This is a genomic window from Pseudomonas sp. GW821-FHT04C07, assembly GCF_059420325.1.
This window is the reverse complement of the sequence record NZ_JBWKTM010000003.1, coordinates 287,033-306,246: the sequence shown is the minus strand read 5'-3', so window position 1 is coordinate 306,246 and position 19,214 is coordinate 287,033. Positions and strand designations below refer to the sequence as shown.

The window sequence follows — 19,214 nt, the reverse complement described above, 5'->3', positions numbered from 1 at the left end:
GTGATTGTCGAGCCGCTCGTGTGTGCCTGACCGTCAAGGTCGGGCGGGAATGGATCTTCCCCTGGCGGGCACTTGTACATCGATTGAATCCGAGGGGAGACCCTAATGAATTACAACTGGGACTGGGGCGTGTTCTTCAAGTCCACCGGCGTGGGCAGCGAGACCTATCTCGACTGGTACCTCACCGGTTTGGGCTGGACCATCGCCATCGCCATCGTGGCCTGGATCATCGCCCTGCTGCTGGGCTCGATTCTGGGCGTCATGCGCACCGTACCGAATCGTGTCGTGTCGGGCATCGCGACCTGCTACGTGGAACTCTTCCGTAACGTGCCGCTGCTGGTTCAGCTGTTTATCTGGTACTTCCTGGTACCGGATCTACTGCCGCAAAACCTGCAGGACTGGTACAAGCAGGACCTGAACCCGACCACCTCCGCCTTCCTCAGCGTCGTCGTCTGCCTGGGCCTGTTCACCACTGCTCGCGTTTGCGAACAAGTGCGTACCGGTATCCAGGCGCTGCCGCGTGGCCAGGAATCAGCCGCCCGTGCCATGGGTTTCAAGCTGCCACAGGTCTACTGGAATGTGCTGCTGCCCCAGGCCTACCGGATCATCATTCCGCCGCTCACCTCGGAATTTCTCAACGTCTTCAAGAACACGTCCGTGGCCTCGCTGATCGGACTGATGGAGCTGCTCGCGCAGACCAAACAGACCGCCGAGTTCTCCGCCAACCTGTTCGAAGCCTTCACCCTGGCGACCCTGATCTACTTCACGCTGAACATGAGCCTGATGCTGCTGATGCGCATGGTCGAGAAGAAAGTCGCGGTGCCCGGCCTGATTTCCGTGGGGGGTAAATAATGGACTTCAGTGGAATCGTACAGGCCACACCGGGCCTGTGGAACGGCATGGTGATGACCCTCAAGCTGATGGCCCTGGGCGTCAGCGGCGGGATCATCCTCGGCACAATCCTGGCGCTGATGCGCCTGTCCCACAGTAAACTGCTGTCGAACATTGCCGGCGCCTACGTTAACTACTTCCGCTCGATCCCGCTGCTGCTGGTCATCACCTGGTTCTACCTGGCGGTGCCGTTCGTACTGCGCTGGATCACCGGCGAAGACACCCCGATCGGCGCGTTCGCCTCGTGCATCGTGGCCTTCATGATGTTCGAAGCGGCCTACTTCTGCGAAATCGTCCGGGCTGGCGTGCAGTCGATTCCCAAGGGCCAGATGGGCGCTGCCCAAGCCTTGGGCATGACGTATGGCCAGATGATGCGTTTGATCATTCTGCCGCAAGCGTTCCGCAAGATGACCCCGCTGCTGCTGCAACAGAGCATCATCCTGTTTCAGGACACCTCGCTGGTCTACGCGGTCGGTCTGGTGGATTTCCTCAATGCTTCGCGCGCCAGTGGCGACATCATCGGCCGCTCCAATGAGTTCCTGGTCTTCGCAGGTCTGGTGTATTTTATAATCAGCTTTGCCGCCTCGCAGCTGGTCAAGCGTCTACAAAAAAGGTTTGCCGTATGATCTCTATCAAGAACGTCAACAAGTGGTATGGCGACTTCCAGGTACTGACTGACTGCAGCACTGAGGTCAAAAAAGGCGAAGTGATCGTGGTGTGCGGGCCGTCCGGCTCCGGCAAATCCACCCTGATCAAATGCGTCAATGCCCTGGAGCCGTTCCAGAAAGGCGATGTGGTGGTCGATGGCACGTCCATCGCCGACCCGAAGACCGACCTGCCGAAACTGCGCTCGCGCGTTGGCATGGTGTTCCAGCATTTCGAACTGTTCCCGCACCTGACTATCACCGAAAACCTGACCATCGCACAGATCAAGGTGTTGGGTCGCAGCAAGGAAGAAGCCACCAAAAAAGGCCTGCAACTGCTTGAGCGCGTAGGCCTCTCCGCCCACGCCCACAAGCACCCGGGCCAACTCTCCGGTGGTCAGCAACAGCGTGTGGCGATTGCCCGTGCGCTGGCGATGGACCCGATCGTTATGCTGTTCGACGAACCGACCTCGGCGCTCGACCCGGAAATGGTCAACGAAGTACTCGACGTGATGGTGCAACTGGCTCACGAAGGCATGACCATGATGTGCGTGACCCACGAAATGGGCTTCGCCCGTAAAGTGGCGGACCGGGTGATCTTCATGGACCAGGGCCAGATCATCGAAGACTGCCGCAAAGAAGAGTTCTTCGGTGACATCAACGCCCGCTCCGACCGCGCCCAGCACTTCCTAGAGAAGATTCTGCAGCACTGATCTTCGAGGCATACGCGACCCCCTGTAGGAGCGAGCTTGCTCGCGATGAACGCCAACGATAACCGGGGTGACTGATACCCCGCCGCTACGCGGCTATCGCGAGCAAGCTCGCTCCTACATCTGGTTGACCCAAGGCATCTGTGATGAAATGCGACCCAACTCTCTATCGCGCCGCGCCGCCATCACTCGCCGTGAAACCCCGCCTGATTCGCCAGCTGTTCCTGCCACCGCTGGTCATCCTGTTGATGATCGGTCTGGGTTACATCGGCTTCTGGACCAGCGAGCACTACGGGATTCGCACCCTCAGCGAGAACGGCGAGCGTCAGTTGGAACTGCACGCCCGCGCCGTCGAAAGCGAGATCAGCAAATACACCTACCTGCCCAGCCTGCTGGAACTCGAATCCAGTGTCTCACTGCTGCTGGCCGAGCCATCCCCCGAACACCGGCAGATGGTCAATGATTACCTCGAAGGCCTGAACCGGCGCAGCCGCAGTCGGGCCATTTACGTGATGGACACCACTGGCCGCGTACTGGCCACCAGTAACTGGCGCGATGTCGACAGTTACCTGGGCGAAGACCTGTCCTTCCGCGCCTACTTCCAGAACGCCGTGCGCGGTCAGCCGGGACGCTTCTACGGCATCGGCAGCACCAACGGCGAACCCGGCTACTACCTGGCCCACGGCCTGGAACGGCAAGGCAAGATCATCGGTGTCGCGGTGGTCAAAGTGCGCCTCGAAGCTATGGAGGAGCGCTGGCAGCGGGCGCGCCTGGAAGCCTTCGTCAGTGATGAAAACGGCATCATCATCCTCTCCAGCGACCCGGCGCGACGGCTCAGGGCAGTCCGCCCTCTCAGTGATGAAACCAAGGAACGCCTGGCGCGCAGCCTGCAGTATTACTGGTTCCCGCTCAACGAACTGCAACCGCTGGCCCGCGAACGCCTGGCCGAAGGCGTGGAAAAACTGACTTTCCCCGCCAACACCGAACTGGAGTCGGATGAAAAGGACATCAGCTACCTGTCGCAGACTCGTCCGTTGAGCGATACGCCGTGGAACTTCACCCTGCTGACGCCCCTGCAAGACCTGCGACGCGAAGCCATCAACCAGGGGATTCTGGTGGCCGTGGCATTTGCCCTGTTAGCGTTTTTGCTGATTGCCTGGAACGAACGACGCAAGGTCATCGCCACCCGCCTCGCTGCCCGTGAAGCCTTGCAGGAAGCCAACAACCAGCTGGAGCGCAAGATCGCCGAACGCACGGCCGACCTGCGTGCCAGCAACGAACGCCTCAAGGGCCAGATACGCGAACGGCGACAAGCCGAAGAAACCTTGCGTCGCGCCCAGGATGAACTGGTGCAAGCCGGAAAGCTGGCAGCCATCGGCCAGATGTCCACCAGCATCGCCCACGAGTTGAACCAGCCGCTGGCAGCCCTGCGCACCCTCTCGGGCAATACCGTGCGCTTCCTGGAGCGCGGTGCGCTGGACACTGCCAGTGCCAACCTCAAAACCATCAACGAGCTGATCGACCGCATGGGCCGCATCACCGCCAGCTTGCGCTCCTTCGCCCGTCGCGGCGATGACCAGGGCCAGGCCAGCCTCGGTAAAGCCGTCGACGCGGCCTTGCAGTTACTGGGCAGCCGCCTGGAAAACAGCGAGCTGCAACTGCACCGCTGTTTCAGCGATGTACAGGTGCAAATCGATCAAACCCGTCTGGAACAGATTCTGGTCAACCTGATCGGCAACGCCCTGGACGCCATGCAGGCGCAGCCGTTGCCCGAATTATGGCTGGAAGGTGAAACCGTCGACGGCAAATACCGTCTGCGGGTACGCGATAACGGCCACGGTATCGACGCCGAGACGCGCAAGCATTTGTTCGAACCTTTCTTCACCACCAAACCTGGCGAACAGGGACTGGGCCTCGGCCTGACCCTGTCGGCGAGCCTGGCCGCTGCCACTGGCGGCAATCTGGGCGTCGAACACCCGGCCAGCGGTGGTACCGCCTTCGTCCTCAGTTTACCGTTGGTAAGCCCTACTCAAGCCGAGCCGCTATGAACACCGACCTTACCGTGCTGATCGTCGAAGACGACCCCCATGTCCTGCTCGGCTGCCAGCAAGCCCTGACCCTGGAAGATATTCCCTGCATTGGCGTCGGCAGTGCCGAGGAAGCCCTGGCGCAAGTCGGCGACAATTTCGCCGGGATCGTCATCAGCGATATTCGCCTGCCGGGCATCGATGGCCTGGAACTGCTGACCCGCCTCAAGGCCCGCGATCGCAGCCTGCCGGTCGTGCTGATCACCGGCCATGGCGATATCTCCATGGCGGTCGGCGCGATGCAAAAAGGCGCCTATGACTTCATGGAGAAACCCTTCTCCCCTGAGCGTCTGGTGGACGTGGCCCGGCGTGCGCTGGAACAGCGCAGCCTGGCTCGGGAAGTCTGGTCACTGCGTCGACAGCTGGCCGAACGCGACTCACTGGAAGGCCGGATCATCGGGCGTTCGCCGGCCATGCAAAATCTGCGCGAGCTGATCGCCAACGTTGCCGACACCTCGGCCAATGTGCTGATCGAAGGCGAGACCGGAACTGGCAAGGAACTGGTCGCGCGCTGCCTGCATGACTTCAGTCGCCGTCAGTCCCGGCAGTTTGTTGCGCTGAACTGCGGCGGCCTGCCGGAGAACCTGTTCGAAAGCGAAATCTTCGGCCACGAAGCCAACGCCTTCACCGGCGCCGGCAAACGACGGATCGGTAAAATCGAACATGCCCACGAAGGCACGCTGTTTCTCGACGAAGTGGAAAGCATGCCGCTGAACCTGCAGATCAAACTGCTGCGGGTATTGCAGGAGCGCACCCTGGAACGTCTCGGCTCGAACCAGAGCGTCGCCGTCGACTGCCGGGTGATTGCCGCGACCAAGTCAGATCTGGATGAATTGAGCAAGGCCAGCCAGTTTCGCAGCGACCTGTATTACCGCTTGAACGTGGTGACCCTGGAACTGCCGCCGCTGCGCGAACGCCGTGAAGACATCCTGCAACTGTTCGAACACTTCCTGCAGCAATCGTCCCTGCGCTTTGACCGCACTGCGCCAGAGCTGGACAACCAGACCCTGTCGAACCTGATGAGTCATGACTGGCCGGGCAACGTGCGTGAGTTACGTAACGTTGCCGAACGTTTTGCCCTCGGCCTGCCGGCGTTCAAAAAATCCGGCAGCAGCGTCAGTCAAGGCCTGGGTTTTGCCGAGGCGGTCGAGGCCTTCGAGCGTAACCTGCTCAACGATGCCTTGCAGCGTAGCGGCGGCAACCTGACCCAGGCCAGCCTGGAACTGGGCATGGCCAAGACCACGTTGTTCGACAAGGTCAAGAAATACGGCTTGAGCCACTAACCCTACACCTGCGAGAACACTGTGGATTTATTGTTGAAGGCGACATTGGGCGCCGCCGTGGTGCTTATTCTGGCGGCACTGGCGAAGACCAAAAACTATTACATCGCAGGGCTGGTGCCACTGTTTCCGACCTTTGCGCTGATCGCCCACTACATCGTCGGCAAAGGTCGCTCAGTGGACGACCTGAAGACCACCATCGTGTTCGGCATGTGGTCGATCATTCCCTACTTCATTTATCTGGCCACCTTGTATGTGATGGTCGATCGTTTGCGCCTGGAGTTGTCGTTGGCCGTTGCAGCCGTCGCGTGGCTGATGGCGGCGACGGTGGTGGTGAGTGTTTGGGTTCGGTTTCACGCCTGATAACGCTTGGCGAGCAATCGAGCGTCGACCGGTTGCTGCTACAGGTTTTCATAATGACCTGCACCCTGGCCCGGCCCTCGCATTTACCCTCAAACCCATGCTCGGCCTGCATTCATGAATGATGAAGCCGAAGACAGTTGCTGCTACGAGAGCGCCGCCACCTTCAGAATCTATAACTGATTGCCACTTGCGCTTCGCCCTGATTCGCGTCGCCCTTTTCTTTAACGATGCTGCTCTGCGCCGCTGAGCCCGTGAGATGAATCCAGCTGGCACTGGTCAGCAGCGACCAATGCTGCGCCAGAGGAAAATCCAGGCTTTGGGTCAACGCCAGGTTCTGCAAACCGCCACTGGCGTTGTATTCGCGAATGCCCGAGGCCTGCGCCTCTTGGGCGCTGACCCCAAAGAAGGTCTGGGTCTGCCGGCCATCGGCGAAGTGCGCGGTCAGGTTGCTGCTGCCGATAATCCCCATACCCAGTGGATAGCCAAGCTCCCCACCCACGCGTCCGAGCAGCCCGCCCTGCCCGCCGTTGCCACCCACTGCCTGCCCGACCTGGGCAAACACGCGCCAGAAATCTTGCGGACTGTACTGGATGAACCCGCCCACCTCTGCCATATCCGGCACATTGCGCAGCCCTTGTATCGAGCCATTGGCGCTACGTCCCGGCAGGTAATTGATAAACGGACCTGCCCTGAAACCGGAGGCTTTGAAAGCACTCCAGGTCAAACCATCGTCAGTGCTGAGGCTGACATTCCCCCAGTCCAGATCGAGATACGGCACCGGAGCCGTTTCATAACGACTACCACTAGGGTCATGGGGTTGATAACTGATGCCCAGCCCTGCCTCACCGGTAATGCCATCAGCCTGAGCGCTGACCGAAAAGCCGCCAAGACATAGCAGGCAGGCCAATAAAGCAGTGAAAACCCTGAACATGGAACGATTCCTTATCTATACATGCGTGCATCAATCCCCAGAGCGGCATCGGCGCGCAAGCACTCATGTTTTTTGTAGAGACCTACAAAAATTGTAGCTTCAAGCTTGCCGGTTACCGGCCAAAGCCCGCCAGCCATGGGCCAGGGTCACTTGGCACAGTCCCTGCTCTATCCCCGGCAAGCGCAACAGCGCGCCCTTGGCAAATAGGTAATGCAGATGATTGACTGGCATATCGTGTGTGATTTCGACGGGACCATATCCCGCACCGACGCGATCGACAACATCCTTGAACGCTTCGCCGACCCGATCTGGGAAAGCATCGAGCAGGAATGGCTGGACGGTCACATCGGCTCGCGCGAATGTCTGAGCCGCCAACTGGCGCTGGTCAAGGCCACGCCTGCCGAGCTGCTGGCGTATTTCGACACGATCGAAATCGACCCTGACTTCCCGGACTTCGTCGACCACGTGATCGGCCTCGGCGCGTCCATCGAAGTGGTCAGCGACGGCATTGAGCAAGGCATCGCACGGATTCTGGCGCGCAACTACGTCAGCCTGTTGCCGATCCTGGCCAACCGTCTGCGCCAGGTCGACCACAACAGCTGGCGCATCGACTTCCCGTATTCGAGCGACGCCTGCCGCGCCGCCTCCGGCAATTGCAAATGCAAATCCACCCCCAGCAGCAAGCGCGTGCTGGTGATCGGTGACGGCCAGTCCGACATGTGCGTGGCCTCCAGCGCCGACTTCGTTTTCGCCAAGGATCGTCTGGCCGAACACTGCGAGCGCAACGGCATTGCCTACGCCCGCTTTGACAGCTTCGCCGAACTGCCTGCATTGCTGGCCAAACTGCCAGCGGCCAGCGCCGCCAACGCCACCACCTTCACACTTGAACACTCTTCCGAAACACAGGAACTCTTCCATCATGTCTGATATTCGAATCGCGACCGCAGAAGACCAGATTCTTCTGGAAAAAGAAGCCAAGTACTGCTCCTACGGCGACACCGTTCACTACATCGAACCGCCACGCATCTTCAGCCGTTGCGAAGGTTCCTACGTGTGGGACACCAGCGACCAGGCCTACCTCGACCTGCAAATGTGGTACTCGGCGGTCAACTTCGGTTACGCCAACCCGCGCCTGAACAACGCCCTGAAACAACAGATCGACACCCTGCCGCAGATCGCCAGCCAATACCTGCACAAAGGCAAGATCGAGCTGTCGGAAATGATCGCGGTCGATGCCAAGAACAAGTTTGGCCTGGACGGTCGCGTGCACTTCAACGTCGGCGGTTCGCAGTCCATCGAGGACTCGCTCAAAGTCGTGCGTAACGCCAGCAACGGCAAGAGCCTGATGTTCGCCTTCGAAGGCGGCTACCACGGCCGTACCCTGGGTGCATCGTCGATCACCTCGAGCTTCCGCTACCGTCGCCGCTACGGTCACTTCGGCGAGCGCGCCAACTTCATCCCGTTCCCGTACCACTTCCGTGGTCCTAAAGGCATGACCAAGGAAGAATACGGCAGCCACTGCGTGCAGCAGTTCGCCCGTCTGTTCGAAACCGAATACAACGGCGTCTGGGACCCGAAAACCGGCCAGTGCGAATACGCAGCCTTCTACGTCGAGCCGATCCAGGGCACCGGCGGCTACGTGATCCCGCCGATGAACTTCTACAGCGAGCTCAAGCAAGTGCTGGATCAGCACGGCATCCTGATGGTGGTCGACGAAATCCAGATGGGTTTCTGGCGCACCGGCAAGCTGTGGTCGATCGAGCACTTCGACGTCAAACCGGACGTGATCGTCTTCGGTAAGGCACTGACCAACGGCCTCAACCCACTGGGCGGCATCTGGGCTCGCGAAGAGCTGATCAACCCGAAGGTTTTCCCGCCAGGTTCGACTCACTCCACCTTCGCCTCCAACCCGCTGGGTACGGCGGTGGGCCTGGAAATGTTCAAGATGACCAGCGAAGTCGACTACGGTGCGATGGTCATGGCCAAGGGCAAATACTTCCTGGACGGTCTGCAGGACCTGCAGAAGCGCTACCCGATCATCGGCGACGTCGACGGCCTGGGCCTGGCACTGCGCTGCGAAATCTGCGGTCCGGACGGCTTCACTCCGGACAAGGCCACCCTGGACTTCATGGTTGAGGAAGGCATGAAGGGCGACATCGAAATCGACGGCAAACGTCTGGGCCTGATTCTCGATGTGGGCGGCTACTACAAGAACGTCATCACCCTGGCCCCGTCGCTGGAAATCAGCTACGAGGAAATCGATCTGGGTATTGCTCTGCTCGACCGCCTGCTTGCCCGAGCCATGAAACGATGAATCCCGCTGTTTCAAAAGACGAGATCGATCTCGGCGAAGGTAGCGCCGGTTTCGTTCTCGGCAGTGGTGAGGTCGCGGTGTTGTTGATCCACGGCCTGACCGGCACCCCGACGGAGTTGCGTCGGGTTGCCATCGGCTTGGCCAAATCGGGTTGCACGGTATACGTGCCAACCCTGGCCGGGCACTGCGGTGACAATGCCGACCTGCAAGCCACTGGCTGGCAGGACTGGTACGAAGGTGTACGCAAGACGTTCGTGGGCATACGCCAGCGGCATGAAAAGGTGTTCGTCGGTGGTCTGTCCATGGGCGCGGTCATGTCCATGTACGTCGCCTCCGAGCATCCGGGGCAGGTCAGCGGCCTGCTGATGTACTCAACCACCCTGCGCTACGACGGCTGGAGCATCCACAAGCTGGCGTTCCTGACCCCCTTGTTGATGAAGATTCCGTTTGGCGTGCACATCTGCAGCTTCGAAGAGAAGCCGCCCTATGGCATCAAGAACGAGCGTCTACGAGCGATCGTCGAACGTCAGATGAAAGACGGCGAAAGCAGCAATGCCGGGCTGTTGACCATGGAAGGTGTCACCGTGCGCGAATTGCACCGGATGAATGCCGTGGTCAAGAAGCGCATGCCGTCGATCAAAACACCGGCCCTGGTGCTGCACTCCATAGAGGACGATATCACCAGCCGCTGGAACGCCGATTACGTCGAACGCCATCTCGGCGGCCCGGTCACCAAGGTCCTGCTGGACAACTGCTATCACATGATCACGGTCGACCTGGAGTACCGCCGCGTTGTGGATCTGAGTGCGGATTTTGTCCAACAGCTTTCCATGAAACCGACCGAGCGCGAAGAGTATCGGCAGCTGGCGTAACTTAAGGAAAAGACGTGATCACCGCCCAAGCCTTCTCGACCATCCAGGCCATCGAGCGCAGTGCCTGGAATGATTGCTTTCCGGATGCTCTGGAGGGTTGGGATTATTACGCTGCCGTAGAGAATGCCGGAATAGAGGACTTTCAGTGGCGCTACCTGGCCCTGTACGAGGGCTCGACGCTACTGGCCGTGGCGCCAGCGTTCATGACCAGGTATCGACTCGGCACTAGAGTTCAAGGGGTGGGCAAGCGTTTCACCGAACGCCTGGAACAACTATGGCCGGGCATTCTGCAATTGCGCCTCTATGTCATCGGCTCGCCTGTGGCCGAGCGGTGCAATGCCGGGACCGCCAGCCATGTTGCAGCGCATCGACGTCAAGCCTTGCTGGAGCAATTACTCAGCTCGGCCCGCCGCGATGCCGATAGTTTCGGTATCGGCCTGCTGGCCGTGAAAGATGCACCCAGTCACGATGAGCAATGGGCCGCCAGTTGCCTTGCGGCAGGTTTTCAAGCGATGCCAAGCCTTCCGACAGCGCTTCTACCGGTGCCATACGGCTCGATCGACGCGTACCTGGGATCTCTGGGCAAATCCACCCGCAAGGACCTGCGGCGCAAGCTTCGCGCCCCCGGGCCACGGATCGAATGGCGGCGCTCCATTGACGACGTTCTGCCGAGCATAATGCAGTTGTACGAAGCGACACTGGCGCGCAGCGATCAGCAGATCGAGCGGTTACCGGCGCGCTACTTCACTGGCATCCTCAAACAACTCGAAGATCGTGCGGCCTGTGTGCTGTATTGGGTCGACGAGCAGTTAGTGGCGTTCAACCTGATACTGATTGACCAGCAACGCCTGATCGACAAGCTTTTCGCCCACGACATCGAATCCAGTCGTGAGCACAACCTGTATTTGCGTAGTTGGCTGGCCAATGTCGGCTACTGTATTCAACACAATATCCCACTGTATGAGTGCGGCCAGGCCGCTTACGCCAATAAGCTGCGGCTTGGCTGTGAGTTTCAGGGCAACATGCTGTTCTTCCGCCATCGCAACTGGCTGCTCAACACAATGCTGAAACTGGTGAAACCGTTTGTCCGACCGGATCGATCCGACCCCGCCATGGCTGCTGCGATAAGCGAAACCTGATGACCAGAAAAAACCGCCGTACCTCACGCCCCTTTGCCATTTCACGCTGGAGCGTCCAGCGCAAACTGGTCCTGGCGTTCTGGCTGGTCAGCGTGGTACCGACGATGATCGCTGCCGAACTCGCGGCGACGACCCTGTCAGAGATTTTCGATAGCAACGTGCGGATCTGGTTGCAGGAGTCGACCAAGATCGTCAAGGACGAAATAGGAGAAATCCTGCGAAGCAATGCGCGGGTCGCCCAACTGTTCCTTCGCTATACCAGACCGCCGTCTTCGCGCTCAGCGGCCAAACATGACAAATTGACGGTAGATATTGCCGACGCCATGGGTATCGACGTAGTCGCACTGATCCGCGAGAGCGATCACAAAGTGGTATTTTCCACCGTTCCCGATGAGATCACCGCGCAACTCAGCACCGAGCCCAATGCGGTATTGCAAACACTCAAAGTAAATGGCGACCTCTTTGGCGCGGTGGTCTCTGTTTTCCACACCAATCAGGACGGCGCAGACTACCAACTGCTGGTTGCCAGCTATCTGGACAGCAGCTTCCTGAACAGTGTGGCGGACGTTCACTCCCTCGACCTGCGCTTGTACCTGTCCAACGCCAACGGGTTCTCCGAGATATTCTCGACCCAACGCTTCGAGGATCACCCCTCTCAAGTACCGAGCAACATCGAGGCGAACATACGTCAAACCAAACTACCCAGCGAACAGTTCACCAGCCGCGTCAGTGGACTTTACTGGCCGATTCTCAACGACCACGGCGAACTGCAGGGTGTTATCTTCAGCGGGTTGCTACGCCACACCAGCCTGGTCGGGCTGGTCAATCAAAGTAACCTTTTCATCCTGATTTTCGTGATTGCGAGCGCCCTGTCACTGGGCGCTGGCTGGCTGGTATCACAGCGTCTGACCCGACCGCTACGCGGCCTCTCCGAGGGGGTTCGGGCAGTAACCGCTGGCGATTATCGCCAACGGTTAGCCGTCACTGGCAGCGACGAACTGGCCGAACTGAGCAGTACCTTCAACCACATGACCGAACGCCTCGGAGAACTTCACCATCTGGAAGCGCAGCTGCGCCGCCGTGATCGCCTGCACGCCCTTGGCGAAGTGGCGATGGGCCTGGCCCATGAAATTCGCAACCCGCTGGGTATCATCAAGACCGCGACCCAGTTATTGCACCGCCGCGCGGACCTGCCCGAGACCGACAAACGTCATCTGGAATATGTGGTCAGCGAAGTCAGCCGGATCAACGACCTGATCACCGAGTTTCTCGACTTTGCCAAACCCAGCGCACCGATACGCTCGACCCTGCTGGCCCGGCCGTTGGTGGAAGATCTGATCGGTTTTTGCGCGCCGGAACTGGCGACCCATAACATCGATGCACGGATCGACGATCAGGCACCCGGCGCGACCGTCTACGCCGATGCACGGCAACTCAAACAGGCCTGCCTGAACCTGATCCTCAACGCCATCGACGCCATGCCCGCAGGCGGTCGTTTGACCCTGGGCATTGCCACAGACAAGGAAGAGACAATCATCAGTGTTGCCGATACCGGCCAAGGCATCGAACCGGATATGATCGAACGTATTTTCACCCCGTTTGTGACCACCAAGGCCACCGGCACCGGCCTTGGCCTGGCAAAAGTCTTCTCGATCATGGAAAACCACGACGGCCGTATCGAATGCGTCAGCGAAAAAGATGCCGGCTCCACCTTCAGCCTGTACATTCCGGCCAACGGCGAAGACAGCGGTGAGGACAACGATGACGCATAATATTCTGGTGGTCGACGACGAGCCCAAGCTCTGTGACCTGTTGTCTTCAGCCCTGAACCAGAACGGCATTCAAGTGTTCACCGCTGGCAACGGCCTGCACGCCCTGGCTGTGCTTGAACAGGAGGACATCGACCTGGTGATCAGCGACTGGCGCATGCCCGGCATGGACGGGCCGCAGTTGCTGGCGGAAATCAAAGTACGCTTTCCGCAACTGCCAGTGATCGTCATGACCGCTTACAGCACGGTAAAAAACGCCGTGCAGTCGATGCGCAATGGCGCCTTCGACTACATCGCCAAACCGTTCGACATAGACGAACTGGACATCACCGTCAGCAAAGCCTTGCAGTTTCGCGACATCCTCAAAGACAACCAGCGCATGCGCGCCGAGCTCGACGAACACCAGCAGATCGACAGCCTGGTGGGTAACAGCTCGACCTTTCGCCGAGTACTGCAAGCAGTGGACTCTGTGCGAGAAAGCAACGCTACGATCCTGCTGACCGGTGAAAGCGGTACCGGCAAGGAAATGGTTGCCCGGGCCATCCATAAACACGGCAACCGTGCCGACAGACCCTTTGTCGCGGTCAACTGCGCGGCCATCCCGGAAGGCCTGCTGGAAAGCGAAATGTTCGGCCATCGCAAAGGCGCCTTTACCGGCGCCGTGACCGATCGCGTGGGGCGCTTCATGCAGGCCGACACGGGCACGCTGTTCCTCGATGAAGTTGGCGACATGCCCCTGGCCTTGCAAGCGAAAATCCTGCGGGCCTTGCAGGAGCGCGTGATCGAGCCGGTGGGCGACCCGCGCGAGCGCAAGGTCGATGTGCGGGTCATCGCCGCCACCAACAAAAACCTGCTGGAAGCGGTGGCCAATAAAGAGTTTCGCGAAGACCTCTACTACCGTCTGAACGTGTTCCCTATCCCGCTGCCCGCCCTGCGCGAACGGGTCGAAGATATCGCGCCGCTGGCCCGCCATTTCGCCCACACCCTGGGTGCCACCGCTGGCAAACGCATCACCGGCTTCAGCCCGCGCGCGCTGCAGGTCATGACCAATTACGCCTGGCCTGGGAATATCCGCGAACTGCAAAACTGCGTGGAGCGCGCGACCATCGTTGCCTGCGGCAGCATCATCGAAGACAGCGATCTGCCGGCCTATCTGTTCGCCTCACAACCCTCCAGCAGCGGCGCCAGCGCGATTCTCAGCGAGGGTACCGGCGTGCCTGAGGATCTGGACGCAGCGCTGGCCGAAGTGGAAAAGAACTACATCCTCGCCGCCCTGCAACAGAGCAACGGCGTACAGGCCGCCGCTGCGCAGCTGATCGGCATCTCCGAGCGCAGTTTCTGGTACCGGTTGAAGAAGCTCGGGATTCATGTGGACAAGATCGTGCGCTGAGCGGCATTCCGCGCCTGTCGCGATAACTTGATCGTTCCTGCGCTCCTGCGTGGGAACGATCAGCAGTCTCTGGGTTACAACAGGTTCGGCGTCAGCACCGGATCAATCTGTGCCCAATGCGATGTATCTTCGCGATGGCTCTGCAAATACGGCAACACCGCCGCCAGCAGCGGCGCCTTGAACGCCTCCTGAAAGCGATGAGCCAACCCGGGAATCAGCTTCAACTGACTGCCCTGGATATGCGCCGCCAAATGCACGCCATGCATCACCGGCAGCAACGGGTCGGCGGTGCCGTGCACCACCAGCGTCGGCACCCGCAGCTGATTGAGCAATGCCACCCGGCTTGGTTCAGCCAGGATCGCCATGATCTGGCGCTTCACGCCTTCGGGGTTGAACGCCCGGTCATACGACACCGCGGCCTGATGCAGCAGCGCCTGCCGATCATCCGCCACCTGCGGGCTGCCCAGTGCCGCCAGTAAATCCGCCTGTTGCTCGAGCGCCACTTCGCGGTTCGGCGCGCTGCGCCGAGAGAGCAACTGCACCAACGCCGCGCTCGGCGCCGGCAAGCCTTCGGCACCGGAACTGGTCATGATCAGGGTCAGGCTTTCCACCCGTTGCGGCGCCATGGCCGCCATATGCTGGGCAATCATCCCGCCCATGCTCGCACCCAGCACGTGGAACTGCTGCACATGCAAGGCATCCATCAGGCCCAACGCATCGTCAGCCATGTCCGTGAGCGTATACGGCGCCGACACCGGCAACCCCAGCTTGTAGCGCAGCACTTCAAAGGCCAGGTTGGCGCTGGCAGGTGGCTCGCGCCAGGTAGAGAGCCCGACATCGCGATTGTCGTAGCGGATCACCCGAAAGCCCTGCTGACACAGCGCGACGACCACCTCGTCCGGCCAATGAATCAACTGCCCGCCCAGCCCCATCACCAGCAGCAACGCCGGATCCGAGGCACGGCCAATGCTCTGATAGGCCAGATTGACCTGATTGAGCTCGACCTGTTGGGTCGGTACGTTGACATCGCACCGTGACGCCGCAAAAGCCGGCAGGCCGAACACCAGTGCGACCAGAAAAAATGCCGACTTTAAAAAAAATGCACGCATGAAAAACACCGAAACGCAGAAACCCAGTAGAGCGCGAGTCTGATGAACTTTGATCAAGCGCGCTGCCACAGTTACGTGACAGTTTGATGAAGATTGCCGAGCGGTTGCTAATATCAGAGGAGCTGATCGTTCCCACGCTCTGCGTGGGAATGCAGCCCGTGACGCTCTGCGTCACAAGAGCGGACGTAGAGCGTCTATTGAGGCATTCCCACGCGGGAGCGTGGGAACGATCAAACAAAAAGGCTTTTACGCCAACTGACTCCTCAACTGCCGCGCCGCCGCGACCATGTTCACCAGTGCCGCTTCAGTTTCCGGCCAGGCGCGGGTTTTCAGGCCGCAGTCGGGGTTGACCCACAGTCGTTCGGCGGGGATGCGTTTGACCGCTTCGCTCATCAGTTTGATCATCTCGGCAGTGTCCGGCACCCGTGGCGAGTGGATATCGTAGACGCCCGGACCGATATCGTTCGGGTAGTCGAACGCCTCGAACGCGTCCAGCAGTTCCATGTCCGAGCGCGAAGTCTCGATGGTGATCACGTCGGCATCCATGGCTGCGATGGACTGGATCACGTCGTTGAATTCGCTGTAGCACATGTGGGTGTGGATCTGGGTCTGGTCCTGAACCCCCGAAGCTGTGAGACGGAAGGCCTCCACTGCCCAATCCAGATACTCCTGCCATTGCGCACGACGTAACGGCAGGCCTTCACGGAAGGCGGCTTCGTCGATCTGGACAATTTTGATTCCGGCCTTTTCCAGATCGACCACTTCATCACGCAGGGCCAGTGCCAATTGCTGCGCCTGGACTTTGCGCGATACATCTTCGCGCGGGAAGGACCACATCAGCATGGTCACCGGCCCTGTCAGCATGCCCTTCATGACGTTGTCGGTCAGGCTCTGGGCGTACTGAATCCAGTCCACGGTCATGGCATTCGGGCGGTTCAGGTCGCCGTAGATGATTGCCGGTTTCACGCAACGCGAACCGTAGCTCTGGACCCAGCCGAAGCGGGTGAATAGGTAACCGTCGAGTTGCTCGGCGAAGTACTCGACCATGTCGTTGCGCTCGGCTTCACCGTGGACCAGCACATCGAGACCCAGGCGTTCCTGGACTTGCACGGCGTGACGGATCTCGCTACGCATGGCGTCGGTGTAGTCATTGGCGGACAGCTTGCCTTGCCTGAACGCCTGACGCGCCAGACGAATCGAGGCGGTCTGCGGAAACGAGCCAATAGTGGTGGTCGGGAACGCCGGCAGGTTCAGACGAGCACGTTGCACCTCGATGCGCTGGGCGAACGGCGATTGGCGCTGGCTGTCAGCCGCGCTGATGGCGGCGATACGGGCCTGAACCTCTGCCTTGTGAATGCGCGGCGACCGGGCACGGCTGGCCTGTACGGCGCGGCTCTCAGCCAGCGCGGTTTGCACCGCAGGGTCTTGCGGATCGTTCAAGGCATCGCGCAGCACAGAGATTTCGCCACACTTCTGCACGGCGAAGGCCAGCCAGCTTTTCAGTTCGGCATCCAGTTTGTCTTCGCGGCCCAGGTCAACCGGGCTGTGCAGCAGAGAGCAGGAGCCGGCCACCCAGAGGTTGTCGCCGAATCGCTGCTGGGCAGCTTGCAGTTGCTCCAACGCCTGTTCCAGCTCGCAGCGCCAGACGTTGCGACCATTGACCAGGCCCACCGAAAGGACTTTGTAAGTCGGCAGGCGGTCGAGTACCGCCGCCAACTGTTCCGGAGCGCGCACCGCATCGATGTGCAGGCCATCCACTGGCAGGCCGACGGCCAGCCCGAGGTTGTCTTCCAGACCGCTGAAGTAGGTCGCCACAAGTTTTTTCAGCGGTGAATATTGCAGGATGTGGTAGGCGCGCTCGAAGGCGTTTTTCCATTCCTGGGGCAGGTCGAGGGTCAGGATCGGCTCGTCGATCTGCACCCACTCCACGCCTTGGGCCGCAAGCCGACCGAGGATTTCACCGTAGATCGGCAGCAAACGCTCCAACAGGTCGAGTTTGTCGAAGTCGTTGCCTTTGGCCTTGCCCAGCCACAAGTAGGTCAGCGGACCGATGATCACAGGTTTGATCTTGTGCCCCAGCGCCAGCGCTTCATCGACTTCTTCGAACAGCTGCTCCCAGCTCAGTTTGAACCGCTGGTCAGCGCTGAATTCCGGGACCAGGTAGTGGTAATTGGTATCGAACCACTTGGTCAATTCCTGAGCGTATTGCGCGTTGGCATGCTCCCCGCCGCAGCAGGAGGCAGTGGCGCCACGAGCCATGGCGAACAGCGTATCGAGGGTCGGCAGGCCACGGGCATCCTTGACGCTGTCGAATCGCTCGGGGATCACCCCGAAGGTCAGCGAGTGGCTCAGCACCTGGTCGTACCAGGCGAAGTCGCCAACTGGTAGCAAGTCGATACCCGCATCCTTTTGCAGTTGCCAGTGTCTGGCCCGCAGTTCACGGCCAATGGCTTGTAACGCACTCTGCTCGAGGTCGCCCTTCCAATAGGATTCAAGGGCTTTTTTCAGTTCGCGGTCAGCGCCGATGCGCGGGAAACCAAGATTGTGGGCCAGGGCCATGACGGCATTCCTCCATAAAAGATGGCTCTATTGTCGACAGCCAAGGCAACATGAGACAAACTCAATCTTTTCGTATTGATCACAAGTTTTCCTCATGGAGGCCTCAGTGCTGGAAATCCGTCACCTGAAGACCCTGCACGCCTTGCGCGAAGCAGACAGCCTGGTTGAAGCCGCCGAGCGCTTGCACCTGACCCAGTCCGCGTTGTCCCACCAGTTCAAAGAGCTGGAGGAGCGCATGGGTATGCAACTGTTCGTGCGTAAGACCAAGCCGGTGCGTTTCACCAGCGCCGGGCTGCGCCTGTTGCAGCTGGCCGATGCCACTTTGCCGCTGCTGCGCGGTGCCGAACGGGATATCGCCCGGTTGGCCGGTGGCACTGCCGGACGTTTGCACATGGCCATCGAATGCCACAGCTGCTTCCAGTGGCTGATGCCGACCATCGACCAGTTCCGCGATGCCTGGCCGGAGGTTGAGCTGGACCTGGCTTCAGGTTTCTCTTTCGCTCCCCTGCCCGCCCTGGCCCGTGGCGACCTGGATTTGGTGGTGACGTCCGACCCGCTGGAGCTGGCGGGCATTACTTATGTGCCGTTATTCACCTACGAAGCAATGCTCGCCGTGGCCAACCAGCATCGGCTGGCGAACAAGCCGTACATCGTGGCGGAAGATTTACTCAGTGAAACCTTGATCACCTACCCGGTGGAAAGGGACCGGCTGGACATCTTCACCCGTTTCCTGGAGCCGGCGGATATCGAACCGGCACAGGTGCGCACCTCGGAGCTGACGGTGATGATGATGCAGTTGGTGGCCAGCGGCCGTGGCGTGTGCGGCATGCCCCACTGGGCTCTGCATGAGTACAGCTCACGGGGTTATGTGAAGGCCAAGCGGTTAGGCGAAAAAGGCTTGTTTGCGACGCTGTATGCGGGTATTCGCGCCGACATGCTGGACGCGCCGTACATGCGCGACTTCTTGCTGACGGCCAAAGACACCTCATTCTCGACCCTGGATGGAGTGAGTGCGGTGCGCTAAAGAGCTGCGCGCAACCCCACGCAGATCGTTCCCACGCTCTGCGTGGGAATGCAGCCCGTGACGCTCTGCGTCACCGCAGAAGCGGACGCGGAGCGTCCAATGAGGCATTCCCACGCGGAGCGTGGGAACGAT

16 protein-coding genes are annotated in these 19,214 nt (G+C 60.0%); 13 read left to right on the top strand and 3 right to left on the bottom strand.

All coding sequences use genetic code 11. The features are described from left to right. The first annotated feature begins 105 nt into the window (after nucleotides 1-105). The 6 genes from AC07UI_RS08125 (at nucleotide 106) to AC07UI_RS08100 (ending at nucleotide 5,975) form a co-directional block, all read left to right on the top strand. Nucleotides 106-852: an amino acid ABC transporter permease gene (locus AC07UI_RS08125; RefSeq protein WP_494991994.1), complete on the top strand. Its 747-nt coding sequence runs from the start codon at nucleotides 106-108 to the stop codon at nucleotides 850-852. Further along, a complete protein-coding gene (locus tag AC07UI_RS08120) occupies nucleotides 849-1,517 on the top strand; it encodes an amino acid ABC transporter permease (protein WP_494992146.1) in 669 nt (222 codons plus the stop codon). The genes AC07UI_RS08125 and AC07UI_RS08120 overlap by 4 nt, the downstream gene beginning before the upstream one ends. Further along, complete coding sequence (locus tag AC07UI_RS08115) at nucleotides 1,514-2,248, top strand: amino acid ABC transporter ATP-binding protein (RefSeq protein WP_494991993.1); 735 nt, start codon at nucleotides 1,514-1,516, stop codon at nucleotides 2,246-2,248. The genes AC07UI_RS08120 and AC07UI_RS08115 overlap by 4 nt, the downstream gene beginning before the upstream one ends. 143 nt (nucleotides 2,249-2,391) lie before the next feature. Beyond that, a complete protein-coding gene (gene aauS, locus AC07UI_RS08110; RefSeq protein WP_494991992.1) occupies nucleotides 2,392-4,293 on the top strand; it encodes a two-component sensor histidine kinase AauS in 1,902 nt (633 codons plus the stop codon). Continuing rightward, nucleotides 4,290-5,615: a two-component response regulator AauR gene (aauR, locus tag AC07UI_RS08105; protein WP_494991991.1), complete on the top strand. Its 1,326-nt coding sequence runs from the start codon at nucleotides 4,290-4,292 to the stop codon at nucleotides 5,613-5,615. The genes aauS and aauR overlap by 4 nt, the downstream gene beginning before the upstream one ends. Nucleotides 5,616-5,645: 30 nt before the next feature. Next, nucleotides 5,646-5,975, top strand: a complete 330-nt coding sequence (locus AC07UI_RS08100; RefSeq protein WP_494992145.1) for a GlpM family protein — start codon at nucleotides 5,646-5,648, stop codon at nucleotides 5,973-5,975. Between the two features lie 163 nt (nucleotides 5,976-6,138). Here AC07UI_RS08100 and AC07UI_RS08095 read toward each other — a convergent pair whose 3' ends face one another. Continuing rightward, on the bottom strand, nucleotides 6,139-6,906 hold the full coding sequence (locus AC07UI_RS08095) for a MipA/OmpV family protein (protein ID WP_494991990.1): 768 nt from the start codon (nucleotides 6,904-6,906) through the stop codon (nucleotides 6,139-6,141). Between the two features lie 216 nt (nucleotides 6,907-7,122). On the opposite strand from AC07UI_RS08095, the gene AC07UI_RS08090 reads away from it, so the two are divergent. Genes AC07UI_RS08090 through AC07UI_RS08065 form a run of 6 tightly spaced genes read left to right on the top strand, consistent with a single transcriptional unit; the run spans nucleotide 7,123 to nucleotide 14,390 of the window. Further along, nucleotides 7,123-7,833, top strand: a complete 711-nt coding sequence (locus AC07UI_RS08090) for an HAD-IB family phosphatase (RefSeq protein WP_494991989.1) — start codon at nucleotides 7,123-7,125, stop codon at nucleotides 7,831-7,833. Next, a complete protein-coding gene (locus AC07UI_RS08085) occupies nucleotides 7,826-9,220 on the top strand; it encodes an aspartate aminotransferase family protein (protein WP_494991988.1) in 1,395 nt (464 codons plus the stop codon). The genes AC07UI_RS08090 and AC07UI_RS08085 overlap by 8 nt, the downstream gene beginning before the upstream one ends. Then, nucleotides 9,217-10,092, top strand: coding sequence for an alpha/beta hydrolase (locus AC07UI_RS08080; RefSeq protein WP_494991987.1), 876 nt, complete (start codon nucleotides 9,217-9,219; stop codon nucleotides 10,090-10,092). Before AC07UI_RS08085 ends, AC07UI_RS08080 begins: the two co-directional genes overlap by 4 nt. Before the next feature lie 14 nt (nucleotides 10,093-10,106). Continuing rightward, the gene (locus AC07UI_RS08075) at nucleotides 10,107-11,231 is read left to right on the top strand and encodes a GNAT family N-acetyltransferase (protein WP_494991986.1); all 1,125 of its coding nucleotides are present in this window, start codon (nucleotides 10,107-10,109) and stop codon (nucleotides 11,229-11,231) included. Next, entirely contained in the window at nucleotides 11,231-13,003 is a 1,773-nt protein-coding gene (locus tag AC07UI_RS08070) for a sensor histidine kinase (RefSeq protein WP_494991985.1), read from the top strand. Before AC07UI_RS08075 ends, AC07UI_RS08070 begins: the two co-directional genes overlap by 1 nt. Continuing rightward, the gene (locus tag AC07UI_RS08065) at nucleotides 12,993-14,390 is read left to right on the top strand and encodes a sigma-54-dependent transcriptional regulator (RefSeq protein ID WP_494991984.1); all 1,398 of its coding nucleotides are present in this window, start codon (nucleotides 12,993-12,995) and stop codon (nucleotides 14,388-14,390) included. Before AC07UI_RS08070 ends, AC07UI_RS08065 begins: the two co-directional genes overlap by 11 nt. Nucleotides 14,391-14,464: 74 nt before the next feature. Here the strand turns inward: AC07UI_RS08065 and AC07UI_RS08060 are convergent, their stop codons facing one another. Together AC07UI_RS08060 and metE are read right to left on the bottom strand one after the other, a co-directional pair. Continuing rightward, a complete protein-coding gene (locus AC07UI_RS08060) occupies nucleotides 14,465-15,499 on the bottom strand; it encodes an alpha/beta fold hydrolase (protein ID WP_494991983.1) in 1,035 nt (344 codons plus the stop codon). A 246-nt stretch (nucleotides 15,500-15,745) separates the two neighbouring features. After that, nucleotides 15,746-18,058 carry a 5-methyltetrahydropteroyltriglutamate--homocysteine S-methyltransferase gene (metE, locus tag AC07UI_RS08055; protein ID WP_494991982.1) on the bottom strand — a complete coding sequence of 771 codons (2,313 nt, stop codon included), beginning with the start codon at nucleotides 18,056-18,058 and terminating at the stop codon, nucleotides 15,746-15,748. A gap of 106 nt (nucleotides 18,059-18,164) precedes the next feature. On the opposite strand from metE, the gene metR reads away from it, so the two are divergent. Then, nucleotides 18,165-19,082: a transcriptional regulator MetR gene (metR, locus tag AC07UI_RS08050; RefSeq protein ID WP_494991981.1), complete on the top strand. Its 918-nt coding sequence runs from the start codon at nucleotides 18,165-18,167 to the stop codon at nucleotides 19,080-19,082. Nucleotides 19,083-19,214 lie beyond the last annotated feature (132 nt).